At 72.9% G+C, this 16,442-nt stretch carries 18 protein-coding genes; 4 read left to right on the forward strand and 14 right to left on the reverse strand.

The genetic code is table 11. The features are described 5' to 3' along the window. Window positions 1–5: 5 nt before the first annotated feature. The 9 genes from ACQPYE_RS33380 to rimP form a co-directional block, all read right to left on the reverse strand. The gene (locus ACQPYE_RS33380; protein ID WP_498717074.1) at window positions 6–1,328 is read right to left on the reverse strand and encodes an MFS transporter; all 1,323 of its coding nucleotides are present in this window, start codon (window positions 1,326–1,328) and stop codon (window positions 6–8) included. Between the two features lie 110 nt (window positions 1,329–1,438). After that, complete coding sequence (locus tag ACQPYE_RS33385) at window positions 1,439–2,740, reverse strand: MATE family efflux transporter (RefSeq protein ID WP_498717075.1); 1,302 nt, start codon at window positions 2,738–2,740, stop codon at window positions 1,439–1,441. A gap of 105 nt (window positions 2,741–2,845) precedes the next feature. Further along, on the reverse strand, window positions 2,846–3,871 hold the full coding sequence (locus tag ACQPYE_RS33390) for a DHH family phosphoesterase (protein ID WP_498717076.1): 1,026 nt from the start codon (window positions 3,869–3,871) through the stop codon (window positions 2,846–2,848). 10 nt (window positions 3,872–3,881) lie between these two features. Continuing rightward, complete coding sequence (gene rbfA / locus ACQPYE_RS33395) at window positions 3,882–4,331, reverse strand: 30S ribosome-binding factor RbfA (RefSeq protein WP_498717077.1); 450 nt, start codon at window positions 4,329–4,331, stop codon at window positions 3,882–3,884. A gap of 49 nt (window positions 4,332–4,380) precedes the next feature. Next, window positions 4,381–4,677: a DUF503 domain-containing protein gene (locus tag ACQPYE_RS33400; RefSeq protein ID WP_498717078.1), complete on the reverse strand. Its 297-nt coding sequence runs from the start codon at window positions 4,675–4,677 to the stop codon at window positions 4,381–4,383. Between the two features lie 72 nt (window positions 4,678–4,749). After that, entirely contained in the window at window positions 4,750–7,842 is a 3,093-nt protein-coding gene (gene infB / locus ACQPYE_RS33405; RefSeq protein ID WP_498717079.1) for a translation initiation factor IF-2, read from the reverse strand. An 88-nt stretch (window positions 7,843–7,930) separates the two neighbouring features. After that, window positions 7,931–8,356, reverse strand: coding sequence for a YlxR family protein (locus tag ACQPYE_RS33410; RefSeq protein ID WP_498717080.1), 426 nt, complete (start codon window positions 8,354–8,356; stop codon window positions 7,931–7,933). Continuing rightward, window positions 8,298–9,320 carry a transcription termination factor NusA gene (gene nusA / locus ACQPYE_RS33415; RefSeq protein ID WP_498717081.1) on the reverse strand — a complete coding sequence of 341 codons (1,023 nt, stop codon included), beginning with the start codon at window positions 9,318–9,320 and terminating at the stop codon, window positions 8,298–8,300. The genes ACQPYE_RS33410 and nusA overlap by 59 nt, the downstream gene beginning before the upstream one ends. Beyond that, window positions 9,317–9,841, reverse strand: coding sequence for a ribosome maturation factor RimP (gene rimP / locus ACQPYE_RS33420; RefSeq protein WP_498717082.1), 525 nt, complete (start codon window positions 9,839–9,841; stop codon window positions 9,317–9,319). Before rimP ends, nusA begins: the two co-directional genes overlap by 4 nt. Before the next feature lie 185 nt (window positions 9,842–10,026). Here rimP and ACQPYE_RS33425 point away from each other — a divergent pair, with 185 nt between their 5' ends. Both ACQPYE_RS33425 and ACQPYE_RS33430 read left to right on the forward strand, forming a co-directional pair. Continuing rightward, window positions 10,027–10,473, forward strand: coding sequence for a hypothetical protein (locus tag ACQPYE_RS33425; protein ID WP_498717083.1), 447 nt, complete (start codon window positions 10,027–10,029; stop codon window positions 10,471–10,473). Beyond that, the gene (locus ACQPYE_RS33430) at window positions 10,470–10,904 is read left to right on the forward strand and encodes a ferritin-like domain-containing protein (RefSeq protein ID WP_498717084.1); all 435 of its coding nucleotides are present in this window, start codon (window positions 10,470–10,472) and stop codon (window positions 10,902–10,904) included. The genes ACQPYE_RS33425 and ACQPYE_RS33430 overlap by 4 nt, the downstream gene beginning before the upstream one ends. 20 nt (window positions 10,905–10,924) lie before the next feature. Here ACQPYE_RS33430 and ACQPYE_RS33435 read toward each other — a convergent pair whose 3' ends face one another. Genes ACQPYE_RS33435 through ACQPYE_RS33450 form a run of 4 tightly spaced genes read right to left on the reverse strand, consistent with a single transcriptional unit; the run spans window position 10,925 to window position 14,007 of the window. After that, window positions 10,925–11,680, reverse strand: a complete 756-nt coding sequence (locus ACQPYE_RS33435; RefSeq protein ID WP_498717085.1) for a hypothetical protein — start codon at window positions 11,678–11,680, stop codon at window positions 10,925–10,927. Between the two features lie 25 nt (window positions 11,681–11,705). Beyond that, window positions 11,706–12,713, reverse strand: coding sequence for an aminotransferase class V-fold PLP-dependent enzyme (locus tag ACQPYE_RS33440; protein WP_498717086.1), 1,008 nt, complete (start codon window positions 12,711–12,713; stop codon window positions 11,706–11,708). A gap of 7 nt (window positions 12,714–12,720) precedes the next feature. Next, complete coding sequence (locus ACQPYE_RS33445) at window positions 12,721–13,200, reverse strand: DUF4442 domain-containing protein (RefSeq protein ID WP_498717087.1); 480 nt, start codon at window positions 13,198–13,200, stop codon at window positions 12,721–12,723. A gap of 30 nt (window positions 13,201–13,230) precedes the next feature. Next, window positions 13,231–14,007 carry an SDR family NAD(P)-dependent oxidoreductase gene (locus ACQPYE_RS33450; protein WP_498717088.1) on the reverse strand — a complete coding sequence of 259 codons (777 nt, stop codon included), beginning with the start codon at window positions 14,005–14,007 and terminating at the stop codon, window positions 13,231–13,233. A 58-nt stretch (window positions 14,008–14,065) separates the two neighbouring features. Here ACQPYE_RS33450 and ACQPYE_RS33455 point away from each other — a divergent pair, with 58 nt between their 5' ends. Further along, on the forward strand, window positions 14,066–14,473 hold the full coding sequence (locus tag ACQPYE_RS33455) for a YjbQ family protein (protein ID WP_498717089.1): 408 nt from the start codon (window positions 14,066–14,068) through the stop codon (window positions 14,471–14,473). Here ACQPYE_RS33455 and ACQPYE_RS33460 read toward each other — a convergent pair. After that, window positions 14,369–15,400 (reverse strand): YhgE/Pip domain-containing protein, encoded by a 1,032-nt coding sequence (locus tag ACQPYE_RS33460; RefSeq protein WP_498717090.1) that lies wholly within the window; start codon window positions 15,398–15,400, stop codon window positions 14,369–14,371. The genes ACQPYE_RS33455 and ACQPYE_RS33460 overlap by 105 nt on opposite strands. A gap of 126 nt (window positions 15,401–15,526) precedes the next feature. Between ACQPYE_RS33460 and ACQPYE_RS33465 the strand changes: the two genes are divergently transcribed. Continuing rightward, window positions 15,527–16,441 (forward strand): DUF8017 domain-containing protein, encoded by a 915-nt coding sequence (locus ACQPYE_RS33465; RefSeq protein WP_498717091.1) that lies wholly within the window; start codon window positions 15,527–15,529, stop codon window positions 16,439–16,441. Window position 16,442 lies beyond the last annotated feature (1 nt).

Raw genomic sequence — 16,442 nt, forward strand, 5'->3', positions numbered from 1 at the left:
GGATCCTAAGCCTCCACGAGCACGTCCCACCGACGGCGGCGCAACTGCACGGGCACGGACTCGCCGCGGTCCTCGGCGGCGAACACCGCGGTGCGCGCCCGACGCCACCACACCACCGTGCGCCACAGGCCCACCAGCAGCACCGCCACCACGGACGAGAACGCGACCCGGTACGCCTGCGGCGCCGGGAGCACCGGCTCGACCACGTCCAGCAGCACGCCGACGGCCAGGGCGGTGAACGTGATCGCGGCGAACCCGCCGACGTTGGCCACGCCGGTCGCCGTGCTCACCCGGTGCAGCGGGTTGTAGTCGCGGACCAGCGCGAACGCCACGCCGGACGCCGGGTTGCCCAGGGCCAGCACCGCGAACACCGCGTACAGCGCGGGCGCCGGCAGCACGCCGCCCGGCCAGCCCAGCAGCACGGCCCAGCACAGCACGGCCGCGGCCAGGTAGGAGCCGACGATCGGCATCCGCCACTCCGGCCGGCCGCCGATCACGGTGCCCATCACCGGCCCGGTCACGATCGCCACCAGCACCAGCGTGCTCAGCACCGCCGACGCCGACGGCCGCGACAGGCCCTGCGCCTCGACCAGGTACGGGAAGCCCCACAGCAGGCCGAGCACGGCGGGCGCGGACATCGACGTGAAGTGCACCCAGAACCCGAGGCGGGTGCTCGGCTCGCGCCACGCGTCCCGCACCTTCGCGCCCACCGCGCGCAGCGGCGTCGGCTCGACCACGGGCGGCGGCACGCCGTCGGGCACCTCCCGCACGCGCCACCCGACCACCGCCGCGTACGCCGCCGTGGCCAGGCCCGCGACCAGGAACGTCACCGTCCAGCCCGCGTTGTCCAGCAGCAGCGTCAGGGGCACGGTCGCGACCAGGTTGCCGGCGCCGCCCAGCGCCGCCGACAGCGTCATGACCAGGGTGAACCGGCGGGGCGGGAAGTGCGCGGCGGCCAGGCGCAGCACGCTGACCCACGTCATGGCGTCGCCGACGCCGAGCACCGCCCGCGCGGCCAGGCCGAGCGGGTAGGAGTCGGCGAGGGCGAACAGGGTCTGGCCGACGCCCATGAGCAGGGCGGCGGCGGTCAGCACGCGGCGCGGGCCGAAGCGGTCCACCAGCAGGCCGGTGGGGATCTGCATCAGCGCGTAGAGGCCGATCTGGAGCACGGTGAACGTGCCGAGCGCGGCGGGCCCCACGGCGAAGCGGTCACCCGCCTCCAGGCCGGCCACGCCGAGCGAGGTCCGGTGGAACAGGGCGGCGACGTAGACGAGGACGGCGGTTGACCAGATCAGCCACGCTTGTCCCGTGGCGCGATCGACCGGCAAGGCGGATCTCCTAGGCTTCCGTGCGGCGGCACTCCCAGTATCGAGAAACAGTTGCCTGTTGTTAACGATTCCGGAGGGTGCCGAGCACCACATCACGCCTGGTCACCGGGTCACCACGTGGTGCCGACGCGCGCCCACTCCCCCGATTTCGTCCGGATCAGCACCAGCACCAGCCGCAGCACCATGAACGCCGACAGGCCGCTCCAGATCCCGACCAGCCCCCAGCCGAACGCGTAGGACGCCCACACCAGCGGCAGGAACCCGAGCGCGGCCGACGCCAGCGTCGCGGTGCGCAGGAACGCCGCGTCGCCCGCGCCGAGCAGCACGCCGTCCAGCGCGAACACCACGCCCGCGATCGGCTGCAAGCCCACGAAGAACCACCAGGCGTGCGGGATCTCGTCCAGCACGGCCCGGTCGGTGGTGAACACCTGCGGCAGCGGGCCGGACAGCGCCGCGAACAGGGCGCCGAGCAGCACGCCGAACCACAGCCCGTACCCGGTCACCTGCCAGGCGAACCGGCGGGCCTGCTCACGGCGTTCCGCGCCGAGCGCCGCGCCCACGATCGACTGCGCGGCGATCGCCAGCGAGTCCAGCACGAGCGCGAGGAACGTCCACAGCTGCAACACCACCTGGTGCGCGCCGACCGCGCCGACCGACGTGCGCGCGGCCACCGACGCGGCGGACAGGAAGCACGCCTGGAACGCGAGGCTGCGCAGGACGAGGTCCCGGCCGAGGCCCAGCTGGGCCTTCATGCGGCGCCGGTCGGGCCGCAGGCTCACCCGTTCCGCGCGCAGCGCCTTGCCGAACAGCCCGGCCGAGAGCACCTGCGCGATCACGTTCGCGACCGCCGAGCCCTCCAGGCCCCAGTGCGCGCCGTGCACCAGGACCGGGCACAGCACGGCCGAGATGGCGTTGCCGACCAGCACGTACCGCAGCGGTCTGCGGGTGTCCTGCACGCCGCGCATCCAGCCGTTGCCGGCCATCGTGACCAGCACGAACGGCGCGCCGAACAACGCGATCCGCAGCCACGCGACGGCGTTGTCGGCCACTTCGCCGCCGCCGCCGAGCAACCGGGCGGCGGGACCGGCCAGCAGCTGCCCGAGCACGATCACCAGCACGCCGACGGCCAGCGCGAGCCACGTCGCCTGCACGCCCTCCTCGACCGCCTCGCGCCGCCGCCCGGCGCCGAACAACCGCGCCGTGCGCGCCGTCGTGCCGTAGGAGAGGAACGTCAACTGGGTCGCGACCTGCGTGAACAGCACGCCGCCCACGGCGAGCCCGGCCAGCGGCAGCGCGCCGAGGTGCCCGACGACCGCGGTGTCCACCAGCACGTACAGCGGCTCGGCCGCCAACACCACCAGCGCGGGCGCGGCCAACCCGACCACCCGCCGCGCCGGAACCCGCTCCTCCACCTGATCCCCCCCAACCTCCGGACCGCGCGAGTCCTACGTTCAAGGCCCGAGAGTCCTACGTTCAGGACACGCGTGTCCTACGTTCGGGACACCCGAGTTCAACGCTCAGGACCGCGCGGTCACGGTCTCCAGGGCCGCACGCAGGTTCGCCAGCACCTCGTCGGCCGGGCCGGCGGCGGTGAAGCCCGCGGCCAACCGGTGGCCACCGCCGCCGAGCAGCTGCGCCACCTCCCGCACGTCCACCGCGCTCACCGCGCGCAACGACACCGACCACGACGACGGCCGCAGCTCCTTCAGCACCGCCGCCACCTCGGCCTCGGCCGTGGTGCGCACCAGGTCGACCACGCTCTCCACCTCCTCGGGCCGCAGCCCGGAGGCGTCCTCCAACGTCACGACGGCGTGCACGAACCCCAGCCCACCCGCCGCGTCGCGCTCCAGGCGCGCCCGGCTCAGCACCTTCGCCAACATGCCCAGGTACCCGAACGGGTGAGAATCCATCAACGGCCGGGCCACGGCCTCGGCGTCCACCCCGGCCGCGAGCAGCCGGGCGGCCACCTCGTGCGTCGTCGCCGACGCGTGCCGGAACGACCGCGTGTCCGTCACCAGACCCGCGTACACGCACCGGGCCACCGGCTCGTCCAGCTCCACGCCCAGCACGTCCAGCAGCCGCAGCACCACGAGCGCGGTCGCCTCGGCCCGGTCGTCCACCACGTTCACGTGCCCGAACCTCGGGTTCGACACGTGGTGGTCCAGCACCACGACCACACCGGCGGTGGACACCCGATCGGCCAACGGACCGAGCCGCCCGACACTGCCCGTGTCCAACGCGACCAGCACCGGCGGCGCGGCGGGCACGGCGGACGCGGGCACCAGCAGCCCGGCCACGTCCAGGTCCCGCAGCGTCTCCGGCACCTCGGCCGGCGCGCCGAACGACACCCGGACCGACACGCCCCGGCGGTGCAGGGCCAGCCCCAGCGCCAACGCGCTGCCCAACGCGTCCGCGTCGGGGTTCACGTGCGCCAGCAGCGTCACGTCGGTGGCGGTGGACAGGACGCGAGCGGCCTCGGCGAGGTCCGCGCTCACGTCGTCCCCGGACGCGCTCGCGTCGTTCAAGCTCGGATCGTTGTGCACGGCGAGAACGCTAGTCGGCGTCCCCGGCCTCGCGCGGAGGCTTGTACGGGTCGGGCTCGCCCGCGGGCTCCGCGCCGTGCGCGATGCGCGCCACCTCCGCGTCCAGCTCGCGCGCCTTCGCCAGCAGCTCGTCCATCCGACGCGCCTCGGCGGGCACGTTGTCGGTGACGAACGTCAGGGTCGGCGTGAACCGGACACCGGTCTGCTGGCCGACCATGGTGCGCAGCACGCCCTTGGCCTTCTCCAGCGCCGCGGCGGCCCCCGCGAGGTCCGGCTCGGAGTCCAGCTTCTCGCCGAGCACGGTGTAGTAGATCGTCGCGTCGTGCAGGTCGCCGGTCACCCTCGTGTCCGTGATGGTGACGCGAGCCAGCCGCGGGTCCTTCACCTCGTGCTCCAACGCGGAAGCGACGATCTGCGAGATCCGCTTGGCCAGCTTGCGAGCCCGTGCCTGGTCGGCCACGGCGCTCCCCTCCTGTCGTTGCGATTCGTCGCCTGATCGGCGACGCCTGCTAGTCGTCCTCCGGCCCGACTAACCTGTGGCGGGCGGAGAGAAGTTCCACTTCGGGCCGTCCGGCCACCAGCCGCTCGCAGGCGGCCATCACGTCCCTCACATGCTCGGCGTCGGCGGCGACGGCCGCCACTCCGATGAGGGCACGGCGGTGCAGGTCGAGGTGGCCCGCCTCGGCGACCGAGACCTCGAACCTGCGGCGCAGCTCGGCCACGATCGGCTTCACCACGGACCGCTTCTGCTTCAACGAGTGCACGTCGCCGAGCAGCACGTCCAACTCAAGGGCACCGACGAACACAGATGATCACCACGGGGTGTCCAGGGGTGCGGGGCCGCCGGTCACGACGGCCCCGCACCTGGCTGAAGACGATCAGGCGCGCGGCTTCTCGCGCATCTCGAACGTCTCGATGACGTCGCCGACCTTCAGGTCGCTGTAGTTGCCGAGCGTCAGACCGCACTCGAAGCCCTCGCGGACCTCGGTCGCGTCGTCCTTGAACCGGCGCAGCGAGCTGATCGGCAGGTTCTCCTGCACGACGTTGTTGTCGCGCAGCAGGCGGGCCCGGGCGTTGCGCCGGATCTCGCCCGACATCACGAGGCAACCCGCGATCGTGCCGACCTTGGAGGACTTGAAGACGTCGCGGACTTCCGCGCGTCCCAGCTGGACCTCTTCGTACTCCGGCTTGAGCATGCCCTTCAGGGCCTGCTCGATCTCGTCGATCGCCTGGTAGATCACCGTGTAGTAGCGGACGTCCACGCCCTCGCGGTTGGCGAGTTCGGTGGCCTTGCCCTCGGCCCGGACGTTGAAGCCCAGGACGATGGCGTTACCCGCGACGGCGAGGTTGATGTCGCCTTCGGTGATGCCACCGACACCGCGGTGGATGACCCGCAGCTCGACGTCGTCGCCGACCTCGATCTTCATCAGCGCGTCCTCGAGGGCCTCGACGGTACCCGAGTTGTCGCCCTTGATGATCAAGGTGAGGGCGCTCATCTCCTTCAGCGCGGCGTCCAGGTCCTCCAGGCTGACGCGCTTGCGCTTCGCGGCGTTCATCGCGTTGCGGTTGCGGGCCTGGCGGCGCTCGGCGATCTGCCGGGCCACCCGGTCCTCCTCGACCACGAGGAACGTGTCACCCGCGCCGGGCACCGAGGTGAGGCCGATGACCTGCACCGGACGCGACGGCGTCGCCACCGTGACGTCCACGCCGTGCTCGTCGACCATGCGGCGCACGCGACCGTAGGCGGCGCCCGCCACGATCGAGTCACCGACGCGGAGCGAACCGCGCTGCACCAGCACCGTGGCCACCGGACCGCGACCGCGGTCCAGGTGCGCCTCGATGGCGACGCCCTGCGCCTCCATCTCCGGGTTGGCCCGGAGGTCGAGCGACGCGTCGGCGGTCAGCAGGATCGCTTCCAGCAGGCCGTCGATGTTGATGCCCTGCTTCGCCGAGATGTCGACGAACATGGTCTCGCCGCCATACTCCTCGGCGACCAGCCCGTACTCGGTGAGCTGCTGGCGGATCTTGGCGGGGTTGGCCCCCTCCTTGTCGATCTTGTTCACCGCGACCACGATCGGCGCGTTCGCCGCCTGGGCGTGGTTGATCGCCTCCACCGTCTGCGGCATCACGCCGTCGTCGGCCGCCACCACGATGACCGCGATGTCGGTCGAGTTCGCACCACGCGCACGCATGGCGGTGAACGCCTCGTGACCCGGGGTGTCGATGAAGGTGATCAGTCGCTCGTTGCCCTCGAGCTCCGTGTTCACCTGGTAGGCGCCGATGTGCTGGGTGATGCCACCCGCCTCGCCCTCGGCCACCTTCGCCGTGCGGATGGTGTCCAACAGGCGCGTCTTGCCGTGGTCGACGTGACCCATGACGGTCACGACCGGCGGGCGGATCTGGAGGTCCTCCTCGCCGCCGGCGTCGTCGCCGTAGGTGATGTCGAACGTCCCCAGCAGCTCGCGGTCCTCTTCCTCAGGGGACACGACCTGCACGTTGTAGTTCATCTCGGAGCCGAGCAGCTCCAGGATCTCGTCGGAGACGGACTGCGTCGCGGTGACCATCTCGCCGAGGTGGAACAACACCTGCACCAGCGAGGCCGGGTTGGCGTTGATCTTGTCGGCGAAGTCGGTCAGCGAGGCGCCACGCGGCAGGCGGATCGTCTCGCCGTTGCCCTTGGGCAGGCGGACGCCACCGACCGACGGCGCCTGCATGTTGTCCATGTACTCCTGGCGCTTCTGCCGCTTCGACTTGCGGCCACGACGCGCCGGACCACCGGGACGGCCGAAGGCGCCCGCGGCGCCACCGCGACCACCCGGGCCACCGGGACGACCGCGGAAACCGCCGCCACCACCGGCCGGTGCGCCACCGCCGCCGCCACCGGCACCGCCGGGACGGAAGCCACCGCCACCGCCACCGCCGCCACCAGGGCGGAAGCCGCCACCGGCACCGCCACCGGCGCCACCACCGGGACGGAAGCCGCCACCGGCGCCACCGCCGCCACCGGGACGACCGCCGCCGCCACCAGGACCGCGGCCACCGCCGCCGCCACCGGGACCGCCGGGGCCACGACCGCCGCCGCCACCGCCACCGGGGCGGGGGGCCGGACGACCGGGCATCATGCCCGGGTTCGGCCGAGGCGGCATGTTGCCGGGGTTGGGCCGGGGACCGCCGGGACCGCCACCGGAGCCACCCGGACGGGGGCCTGCCGGGCGCGAGTCACCGGGCTTGGGACCGGACGGGCGCTCGCCGCCACCCGGCGCGGCCGGGCGCGGGGCCTGCGGACGCGGCGCCGGAGCGCCACCGCCCACGCCGAACGGGTTGTTGCCCGGACGCGGGGGCCGCGGGCCGGCGGGCTTGGGGGCCTGCGGGCGCGGCGGGACCACGGACGGGGGAGTGCTCTGCGCCGCAGCGGGCTGCTGCTGCGGTGCGCGAGGGCCGGGACGAGGGCCGGGGCCACTGGTCCGCGGCGCCTGCTGGGGCGCCTGCTGAGGCTGCTGGGGCTGCTGCACGGGTGCGGCGGCCGGCTGCTGCCTGGGCGCCTGGACGGGCGTCGGAGCCGCTGCGGCGGCCGGGGCCGGGGCCTCGGGCTGCGCGGCGGGGGCGGCCGGGGCGGCGGGAGCCGGAGCGGCGGGCTTGGCCACCGGCTTGGGCGCCATCGGCTTGGGGCCGGGCACCGGACGCGGACCCGGCTTGCCGGCGGGGGCCGGCGGGCGCGGGGTCTCGCTCTTGGTCTCGCCCGAGGCCGCGCTCGTGGGAGCGGGCTTCGGCGGCGCCGGACGGGCGCCCGCGGACTTGGGCTTGGACTCGCCCTTGGCGTAGGCGTCACGGAGACGTCGGGCCACCGGGGCCTCGACGGTGCTGGACGCGGACTTCACGTACTCGCCCTGGTCGGCGAGCTTCGTGAGCAGTTCTTTACTCGTGACTCCGAGCTCTTTGGCGAGCTCGTGCACGCGGGCCTTACCTGCCACTGCACTCCTCTGTGAGGGAGGCCGGCGGGCAAGTCCCGTCGACCTCGTCTTAACGTCGCGCGTTCATGTCTTCAGCTTCACGGCTGACTCATGACGGGTCGACCTGCTTCCTTGCTTCCTGCTGGTCACGGGGCGATCCCGCGACCTCCTGCCCATACTGCTCGAGATGACCGCGCACGCGTTCCACGTCGAGCGGTCCCTGGACCTTGAAGGCCCTGGGGAACGCCCGTCGCTTCTCGGCGTTGCGGAGGCAGTCCGGATCGGGGTGCAGCCATGCTCCCCTACCGGGCAACCGTCGACGTGTGTCCGGGACCACAGTCCCGCCCACGACCACCACGCGCAGCAGCTCGGAGGGCAACGTCCGAGCGCGGCATCCGATGCACGTACGAACCGGGCCGATGTGCGTGAGATCCGATCCCCGACGTTGAACCACTGAGAAGTCTATCCCCTGTTGCCTATTCAGCCGAACCGGATGCCGATGCGCCCGCCGGAGCGGCCCCGCCGGCCTCCGCATCACTGCGGATGTCGATGCGCCAACCGGTGAGCCGGGCGGCCAACCGGGCGTTCTGGCCCTCCTTGCCGATGGCGAGGGAGAGCTGGAAGTCCGGGACCACGACCCGTGCCGTCTTGGCGCGCTCGTCGAGCACCCGCACAGACACAACCTTCGCCGGTGACAAGGCATTCCCGACGAACGTCGCCGGGTCGTCGGAGTGGTCGATGATGTCGATCTTCTCACCGGCCAGCTCGCTCATGACGTTGCGCACCCGGGCGCCCATCGGCCCGATGCACGCGCCCTTGGCGTTGACGCCGGACACCGACGTGCGGACCGCGATCTTCGAACGGTGACCTGCCTCACGTGCCACCGCGGGGATCTCCACGGTGCCGTCGGCGATCTCAGGCACCTCGAGCGCGAACAGCCTGCGCACCAGGTTCGGGTGCGTGCGCGAAAGGGTGATCTGCGGGCCGCGCGAGCCGCGGGACACGCCCACGACGTAGCACTTGAGCCGCGAGCCGTGCTCGTAGGACTCGCCGGGCACCTGCTCGGCGGGCGGCAGCACGCCCTCGGTGTCGCCGATCTGGACCACGACCATGCCGCGGGCGTTGGCGCGGGCGTCGCGCTGCACGACGCCCGCGATGATCTCGCCCTCCTTGGCCGAGAACTCGCCGAAGGTGCGCTCGTGCTCGGCGTCGCGCAGGCGCTGGAGGATGACCTGGCGGGCGGTGGTGGCGGCGATGCGGCCGAACCCCTCGGGGGTGTCGTCCCACTCCTCGGCCACGGTGCCGTCCGGGTTCAGGTCCTGCGCGAGCACGCGCACCACGCCGGTCTTGCGGTCGATCTCGACGCGTGAGTGCGAGTGGTGGCCCTCGGTGTGCTTGTAAGCGGTCAGCAAGGCCGTCTCGATGGCTTCGAGAACGGTGTCGAAGGGGATGTCCTTGTCCCGTTCGATCGCCCTTAGAGCGGCGATGTCGACGTTCACTCCGACTCCTCCTTCAGGTGCTTGCCCTCGAGGAGCGCGAGCTCTTCGACCGGCGGCTGCTTGAACTCGACTTCGACGACGGCGCGCTCGATCGTCCGGTACTCGACGCGGCGCAGCTCGCCCTTGACCAGCAGCACGACGCCGGTGTCGTCGGCGTCGCCGACGCGGCCGAACCACTCGACCTGCTCCGGCTGCTTGACCTTCACCAGGCGCAGCCGGTTGCGCTTCCAGTGGCGGGGCCCGGTGAGCGGGCGGTCCGCGCCGGGCGAGGTGACCTCGAGCGTGTACGGCCCGGCGATCAGGTGCTCGTTGGCGTCGAGGGCGGCGGAGACGGCGCGACTGGCCTGCGCCACCTCGTCCAACCCGATCCCGTCGTCGCCGTCCACGACCACCTTGACCAGCCTGCGACGCCCAGCCTGGTTCACGTCGAGCAGCTCGAGGTCGAAGCCGATCGCCTCGACCGCTTCCCGCACGACGGGTGCTAGCTGCGCGGCGAGTTCTCCGCGCGGCGGGCTGGACACGTGGTGACTCCAAGTTCTCTTCGAGTGCAGAGGGCACGGCAACCCCGACCGACGCTGCACTTCGCCGGCCGTGGTCGCCCAGACTATCTGGTTCGGCGGCCCTCCACGTGCCACGGGCGACGCGTCCGGGGGCGGGTGGGCCGGGGACCACTGGGGGCGGCGCGGCTCTGGCAGGATCGGGACACGTGATCGGAAGAACGGCGTTCAGCAGGCGCGCGGTGCTGCTGGCGACGGCCACGGCGCCGTTGGCAGTCGCGTGCACCACACCCCCTCCCCCTCCCCCGCCACCGGACCCGCTGGCGGAGTTGGTGAAGGCGGCGCTGTCGGACGCCGCGCTGGCCACGGCGGTCGGAGCACTGGAGACGGCCGCGGCGCGGACCGAGCACGCGACGCGGTTGCAGACGGAGGTCGACCGGGCGACGCCGCGCGTTCCGGGCTCGGCGGCGCCGTCGGCGTCCGCCTCGGCCTCGGTGGCGCCCCCGGCGGGGGCGACGCGGGAGGCGCTGGCGCCGGCGTTGCAGGCGGCGCAGAAGCAGGCGGGCGACCTGGTGGCGACGGTGGAGTCGCACCGGGTGGGGTTGGTCGCCTCGGTGGCGGCCGGGTGCGCGAGCTTGCTGGAGGCGCTGTCGTGAGCGTGGAAGCGGTGCAGGTGGCACTGGCGGCGGAGCACGCGGCGGTGTGGACGTACGGGCTGGTCAGCGCGTTCATCTCGGTGCCGCAGCAGTCGGCGGCGGTGGCGGACGGCGCGAACGCGCACCGGGCGCGGCGGGACGTGGCGGAGCGGTGGTTGCGCGACGCCGGCGCGACGCCCGTGCCCCCGGCGGCGGCGTACCTGCCGCCTCAGCCGGTGGACAGCGCGGCGTCGGCCATCGCGGCGTTGGTCGCGGTGGAGACCGATGCGTGCGTGGCCTGGCGCGGGGTGCTGGAGCGGACCGACGACGGGGCGTTGCGGACGTCGGCCCTGGACGCGTTGACGGTGTCCGCGGTGCGGGCGACGCGGTGGCGGAAGGTGGCGGGGCTGACGCCGACGTCGATCGCGTTCCCCGGCGCGGGGGTCGGCTGACGTCGGCGGGCGCGCCCCGGTCAGGCGTCGAGGTCGGCGGCGAGGCGGAAGGCGTCGTTGCTGATCCGCTTCATCAGCTGGTTGTGCGCGGTCGCGTCGGGGCCGTGCTTGACGGAGTCCGACTCGATGATGATCACGTCCTGGCCCTCCAGGCGGGCGGCGAAGCCGCCGTTGGCCAGGGTGGTGAGGTTCGGCACGCGCACCGCGCCGTCCTTGACCAGGTCGTTGACGTTGCCGGTGCCGTCGCGGCTGGTCAGGTCCTTCAGCTTGGCGGCGTCCTCGGTCGTCTTCATCCGGACGATCGACACGGACGTGTAGACCTTCACCCCGTCAGGGGTGACCGTCGTGTACAGACCGCGGGTGAGCTGCTGGCACGGCGTGCTGGTCAGGAACGTCTTGGTCTGCCCGTACGCGTGGGACGCGCAGTCGCTGTCCTTCAGCGGTTCCGGCACGTCCGGCGACGCGGCGAAGGAGAACTCGCCCGACGGCGCGGACGTGGTGGTCGGCGTGCCGGTCGGGGTGTCCTTCGGCATCACGACCAGCCACACCAGGCCGGACACCACGGCCACGCCCAGCAGGCCCAGGCCCTTCAGCACGAGTCCGCGTCGCGGGTGGGCCGCGGGAGCGGCGGGCCCGCGGCGCGGCGGGGGCGGAGGTGGGCCCAGCAGCGAGTCCAGCTGCCCGATCTCCGACCGCCACAGTGGCGCGGTGTCGGACGACCGGATGGGCGGGATCTGCTGCGTCACCTCTTCGGGTGATTCGGGAGGAACCGACACAAAGACCCACGGTAACGGAAGAGGGTCACGCGAGCGCTGTGAGCACCTGGTCGACGTCCTCGACGGTGTTGTACAGGTGGAAAGCCAGCCGGACGCGTCCGGCGCGGATGCCGGACCGCACGCCGGCCGTCGCCAGCCGGTCGGCCGCGCCGGGGAGGTCCAGGGAGACGATCACCGTGCCGCGCGGGGGCAGGCCGAGGCCGGTGAGCAGGGCGTCGGCCAGGGCCACGGCGTGGTCGCGGACCACCGCCAGGTCCAGCGAGGCGAGGTACGGGAGCGAGACGGCGGCGCCGAACTGGGACAGCCAGACCGGGGAGAGGTCGAGGCGGCGGGCGTCGGGGGCGAGGCGCAGCGGGAGGCCGTACACGGTGTTCCAGGGGTCGTCGCCGGCGAACCAGTTGGCCGCGACGGGCACCGTGCGCTCCAGCGCCGAGGGCGAGCACGCCAGCCAGGCGCAGCCGCGCGGTGACATCAGGAACTTGTAGCCGACGGCCACGACCCAGTCGGCCCACCCCAGGTCGAGCGGCAGCCAGCCGACCGCCTGGGAGGCGTCCAGCAGGACCGGCACGCCGGTCGCGCGCAGCCCGTCCAGGTCGACCACGCGGCCGTCGGCGGACTGGACGACGCTGACCGCGACGAGGTCGTGCGCCCCCGCGTGGGCGACGACGTCCTCCAGATCGACTTCGGTGACCCGCAAGCCGCGGGCGGCGAAGGGGAACGTGAGGCTGGTGAACTCGCCGCGCGCGACGAGGACCGAGGTGTCGGCCGGCAGACCGGCGGCGACGAGGGAGACGAGCTGGGACGCCGACGCGCCCATCGCGACGCGGTCGGCCGGCACGCCGACCAGTCGGCCGAACGCCTCGCGCGCCGTGGTCGCGTGCTCGTCGGCCGCGCCCGGGCCGTCCGCGCCGACCGACCACCGGCGCACGGCGTCCGCGACGGCGGTGGCGGTGGGCGTCGGCGGGACGCCGATGCTGGCGGTGTTGAGGTAACCGAGGGGGACGTCGAAGGTCGTGCCGAAGGCTGAGCGCATGGGGTGATCACACGGTCTCGGCGACCCCGCCGTCCACCGGATTGCGGTTCTTGCGGCGGGCGTAGACCTGCTTGCGGGTGCGGGCGACGACCTCGCCGGTGGCGTCCACCACGTCGGTGGAGAACCACATCAGGGCCTTGCCGTCGGTCCCGGCCACGGCGCGCAGTTCGTCCAGGTGCTCGTCGGTCAGGTGGAACTCGGCGTGGACGGTGCCGCGGCCCGGCCTGACGAAGTCGATCTCGCCCGCCCGGTCCCACACCAGGTGCTCGCGGCCGAGGTGGTGCAGCACGAGCAGCATCCAGAACGGGTCGGTCATCGCGAACAGCGAGCCGCCGAAGTGCGTGCCCACGTAGTTGCGGTTCCACCAGTGCATCCGCATCCGGACCTTGGCGTGGCGGTAGTCGTCGGACAGTTCGACCACGCGGATGCCGGCGAACAGGAACGGTGGCCACAGGTTCATGCCGCGGCGCAGTCGGGATGCCTTCACGGCGGCTATGTTACCAGCGGGTAATGAGGGTTAGTGCAGCGTGATGACGTTCTTCGTCACCTTGGCCGCGGCGTCCGAGCAGAGGAACGCGACCACGTCGGCCACGTCCTCGGGCCGGGAGACGTCGTGCCGGGCGCGCACCGCGTCGTTGACCCAGCCGGTGTCGGTGACGCCCGGTTTGACGACGTTGGACGTGATGCCGTGCGGCCAGAGCTCGGCCGCCGCCGACATGGCGTAGTTGTCCAGCGCCGCCTTCGCCGCGCCGTAGGTGACCTCGCTGGGGAAGCCGAGCGGGCCGCCGGAGGTCAGGCCGACGATGCGGCCCCAGTCGCCGCCGCGCGCGATGTGCCGGCGGGCGAACTCGGCGATCAGCAGCGCGCCCGCGCGGGCGTCCACGGCGAACTGCGCGTCGAACGTCTGGGGCGTGACGGCTTGCAGGACGCGGCCGAACTGGTCGGTGTCCACGGCGAGGAACGTGTCCTGCACCCAGCTGGAGGCGTTGTTGACCAGGATGTCGACCGGGCCGAAGACCCGTTCCGCGGTGTCGAAGAGCGTGGTGGGCGCGAGCGTGTCGGTGAGGTCGACCTCCAGCGCGTGGGCCCTGCCGCCCGCCTCGGTGATGGCGGCGACCACGTCCGCCGCGTCCGACTCGCGGGCGGTGAAGTACTCGCCCGGCAGGCTCGGGTCCGGCGCGGGCGCGAAGCGCAGGAACGTGATGAGGACGTTGACGCCCCGGGCCGCGAGCGCCTTGGCGGTCGCGGCCCCGATGCCCTGGTTGGCCCCGGTGACGATCGCGGTGTGGATCACGAGTGGCATGGTGCCCGAACGAGCGGCGGTGGCGCACCGCGATTTAGGCTCTGGAGGCATGCGCAGCGAAGAGATCGAGATCCGCACCGGCTCGACCGAGGTCGTCCACGACCTCACCCGCGCCTGCGAGGACTTCCTGGCCGACGTGGACGGCGACGGGCTGCTGCACGTCTGGGTGCCGCACGCGACCGCGGGCCTGGCGGTGCTGGAGACCGGCGCGGGCAGCGACGACGACCTGCTGACCGCGTTGCGCGAGCTGCTGCCCGCCGACGGGCGGTGGCGGCACCGGCACGGATCGCCCGGTCACGGCCGTGACCACGTGCTCCCCGCGCTCGTGCCGCCCTACGCGACGATCCCGGTGCTAAGCGGTGTGCTGGCGCTCGGCACCTGGCAGTCGGTCTGCCTCGTCGACACCAACGTCGACAACCCCGTCCGCAAGGTCCGGCTGACCTTTCTGGCCGGGTAGCAGGAGCACGGCCAGGCCGACGACGGCGAGCGCGACGAACACCCAGACCTGGGCCGGGTTCGGCGACCCGCCGTGCAGCAGGGCGCGCAGGCCCTCGGTGGAGAAGCGGAACGGGGTCCACGACCACAGCAGGGCCCGGTAGACGGGGTCGATCAGCTCCGGCACCTGGCCCGCGACGGCGGGCGCGATCAGGTACAGCGGGCCGAGCACGGCCATCGCGCGGATGCCGAGCAGCCTCAGCAGCGCGCCCTGGACCAGCGCGAACGCGGCCCCGACCAGGGCGAGGTAGCCGAGCACGGCCGCGGTGAGCGGCAGGGACGAGTCCCACAGCGTGAAGAGGCCCGCGACCACGACGACGCCGAGCACGGTCGTGGTGGCGACGCCCGCCAGCCGGCCCACCGAGGTCGCCTTGCGCGCCACCAGCGTGAACGCCGCGCCGGCGACCAGACCGGCGATCCACAGCAGCGCGCTCGCGGCCAGCGGCGCCGTGCGACCGGCGGCCGACGCCGGGTCGAGCGTGACGACCTCCGCCTCCAACCCGGCGCCCCGGACCACGCCGCCGAGCACCTGCTGGGCGACCTGCGTGCCGGACGGGTTCACCGCGCCGGACAGCAGCACGGTCGCGCCGCCGGGCGCGAGTTCGAGCACCCCGTAGACCTCTTGGCGGGACAGCAGGTCCCGCGCCTCGTCGGGAGTCGTCACCCGCCACGAGACTTCCGCCACGTCGTCGGCGGCCAGCTTGTCGGCGACGCCGTGCAGCTGCGGTGGCGCGTCGGCCCCGACGGCGACCGCGAGCGGCACCCCGTCCGGGTGGACCGTCGCCTGGACGCCGAACGTCAGCAGGCCCAGCACGAGCGCGATCAACGCGCCCGCGACGGCGGTGGCCACCGCGATGACCGACGGCGGCCGGTCGTGCAGTGCAGCCATGGCGTCCTCCTAGATAGTTCATCATGTGTTGAATTGGAGGCTATGGCGTGCCCCCACAGAAGTCAACGCGCGCTGAATTGATCGGAGCGGTCCGGGCCGCGAGCGGCACCAGGTACGGTTTGGGCCGTGACTCACCCAGGTGACGGGCAGCCCGGCTGGGGCGGCCAGCCCAACCAGGGCGATTGGGGCCGGCAGGACCAGGGCTACCCGCAGCAGGTCTTCCCGCAGAACTACGGCGGCTCGTACGGCGGTCTCGGCGTCTTCTCCGGCGGTGAGGAGCCGCCGCCCGAGAAGAAGAGCAAGGCCAAGCTGTGGCTGGTGATCGGCGCGGTCGTCGTCCTGCTGGTCGGCGGCGGCGTGACCGCGTTCGTGCTGACCCGGCCGGACGACTCGTCGCCTGTCGCGCAGAACACGACGAGCAGCACGTCGACGACCACGACCACCACGACGAAGACGACGCCGTCGACCCCGCCGAACGCCACCTGCGAGCCCGTCCAGCAGGGCTGGAACTGCCTGCCGGTGAACGCCCTGTCCTACAGCTACGACGTGCCCAAGGGCTGGTCGCCCTCGCCGGGCAGCGCGCCGGTCGAGGCCATGGAGGACGTGAAGCTGACCGGCCTCACCGTCAGCGGCGCGTACGACTGCGGCGGCAAGGGCTTCAACCGCGGTGGCGCTGGCGGTGTCGTGGTGCCGCAGACCGACCTCACCGCGGTGGCCAAGGACTTCGCCCAGAAGCTCGCCACGCAGTACTACAAGGCCGCGCCCAAGTCCGAGGTCAAGCTCGGCGAGCCGAAGCCGGTGAAGCTGCCGAGCCCGCTGGGCGACATCGAGGGCGTGCAGGTCGACGCGACCGCCACCACCTCCGGCAACGAGTGCCTGGCCACCAAGGGCATGGTGAAGGTCCTGGTCCTCAAGGGGGACAAGGGCTTCCACGTGTTCATGGCGAACGGCGACCTCGAAGGCGGCCCGGCCGAGCCGAAGCCGCCGACCGAGGCCGAGTTGCAGGGCATGGTCGACTCCGTGAAGCCGCTGAGCCGGTGAG

The organism is Actinosynnema sp. CA-299493, assembly GCF_050946825.1.
GTDB lineage: Bacteria > Actinomycetota > Actinomycetes > Mycobacteriales > Pseudonocardiaceae > Actinosynnema.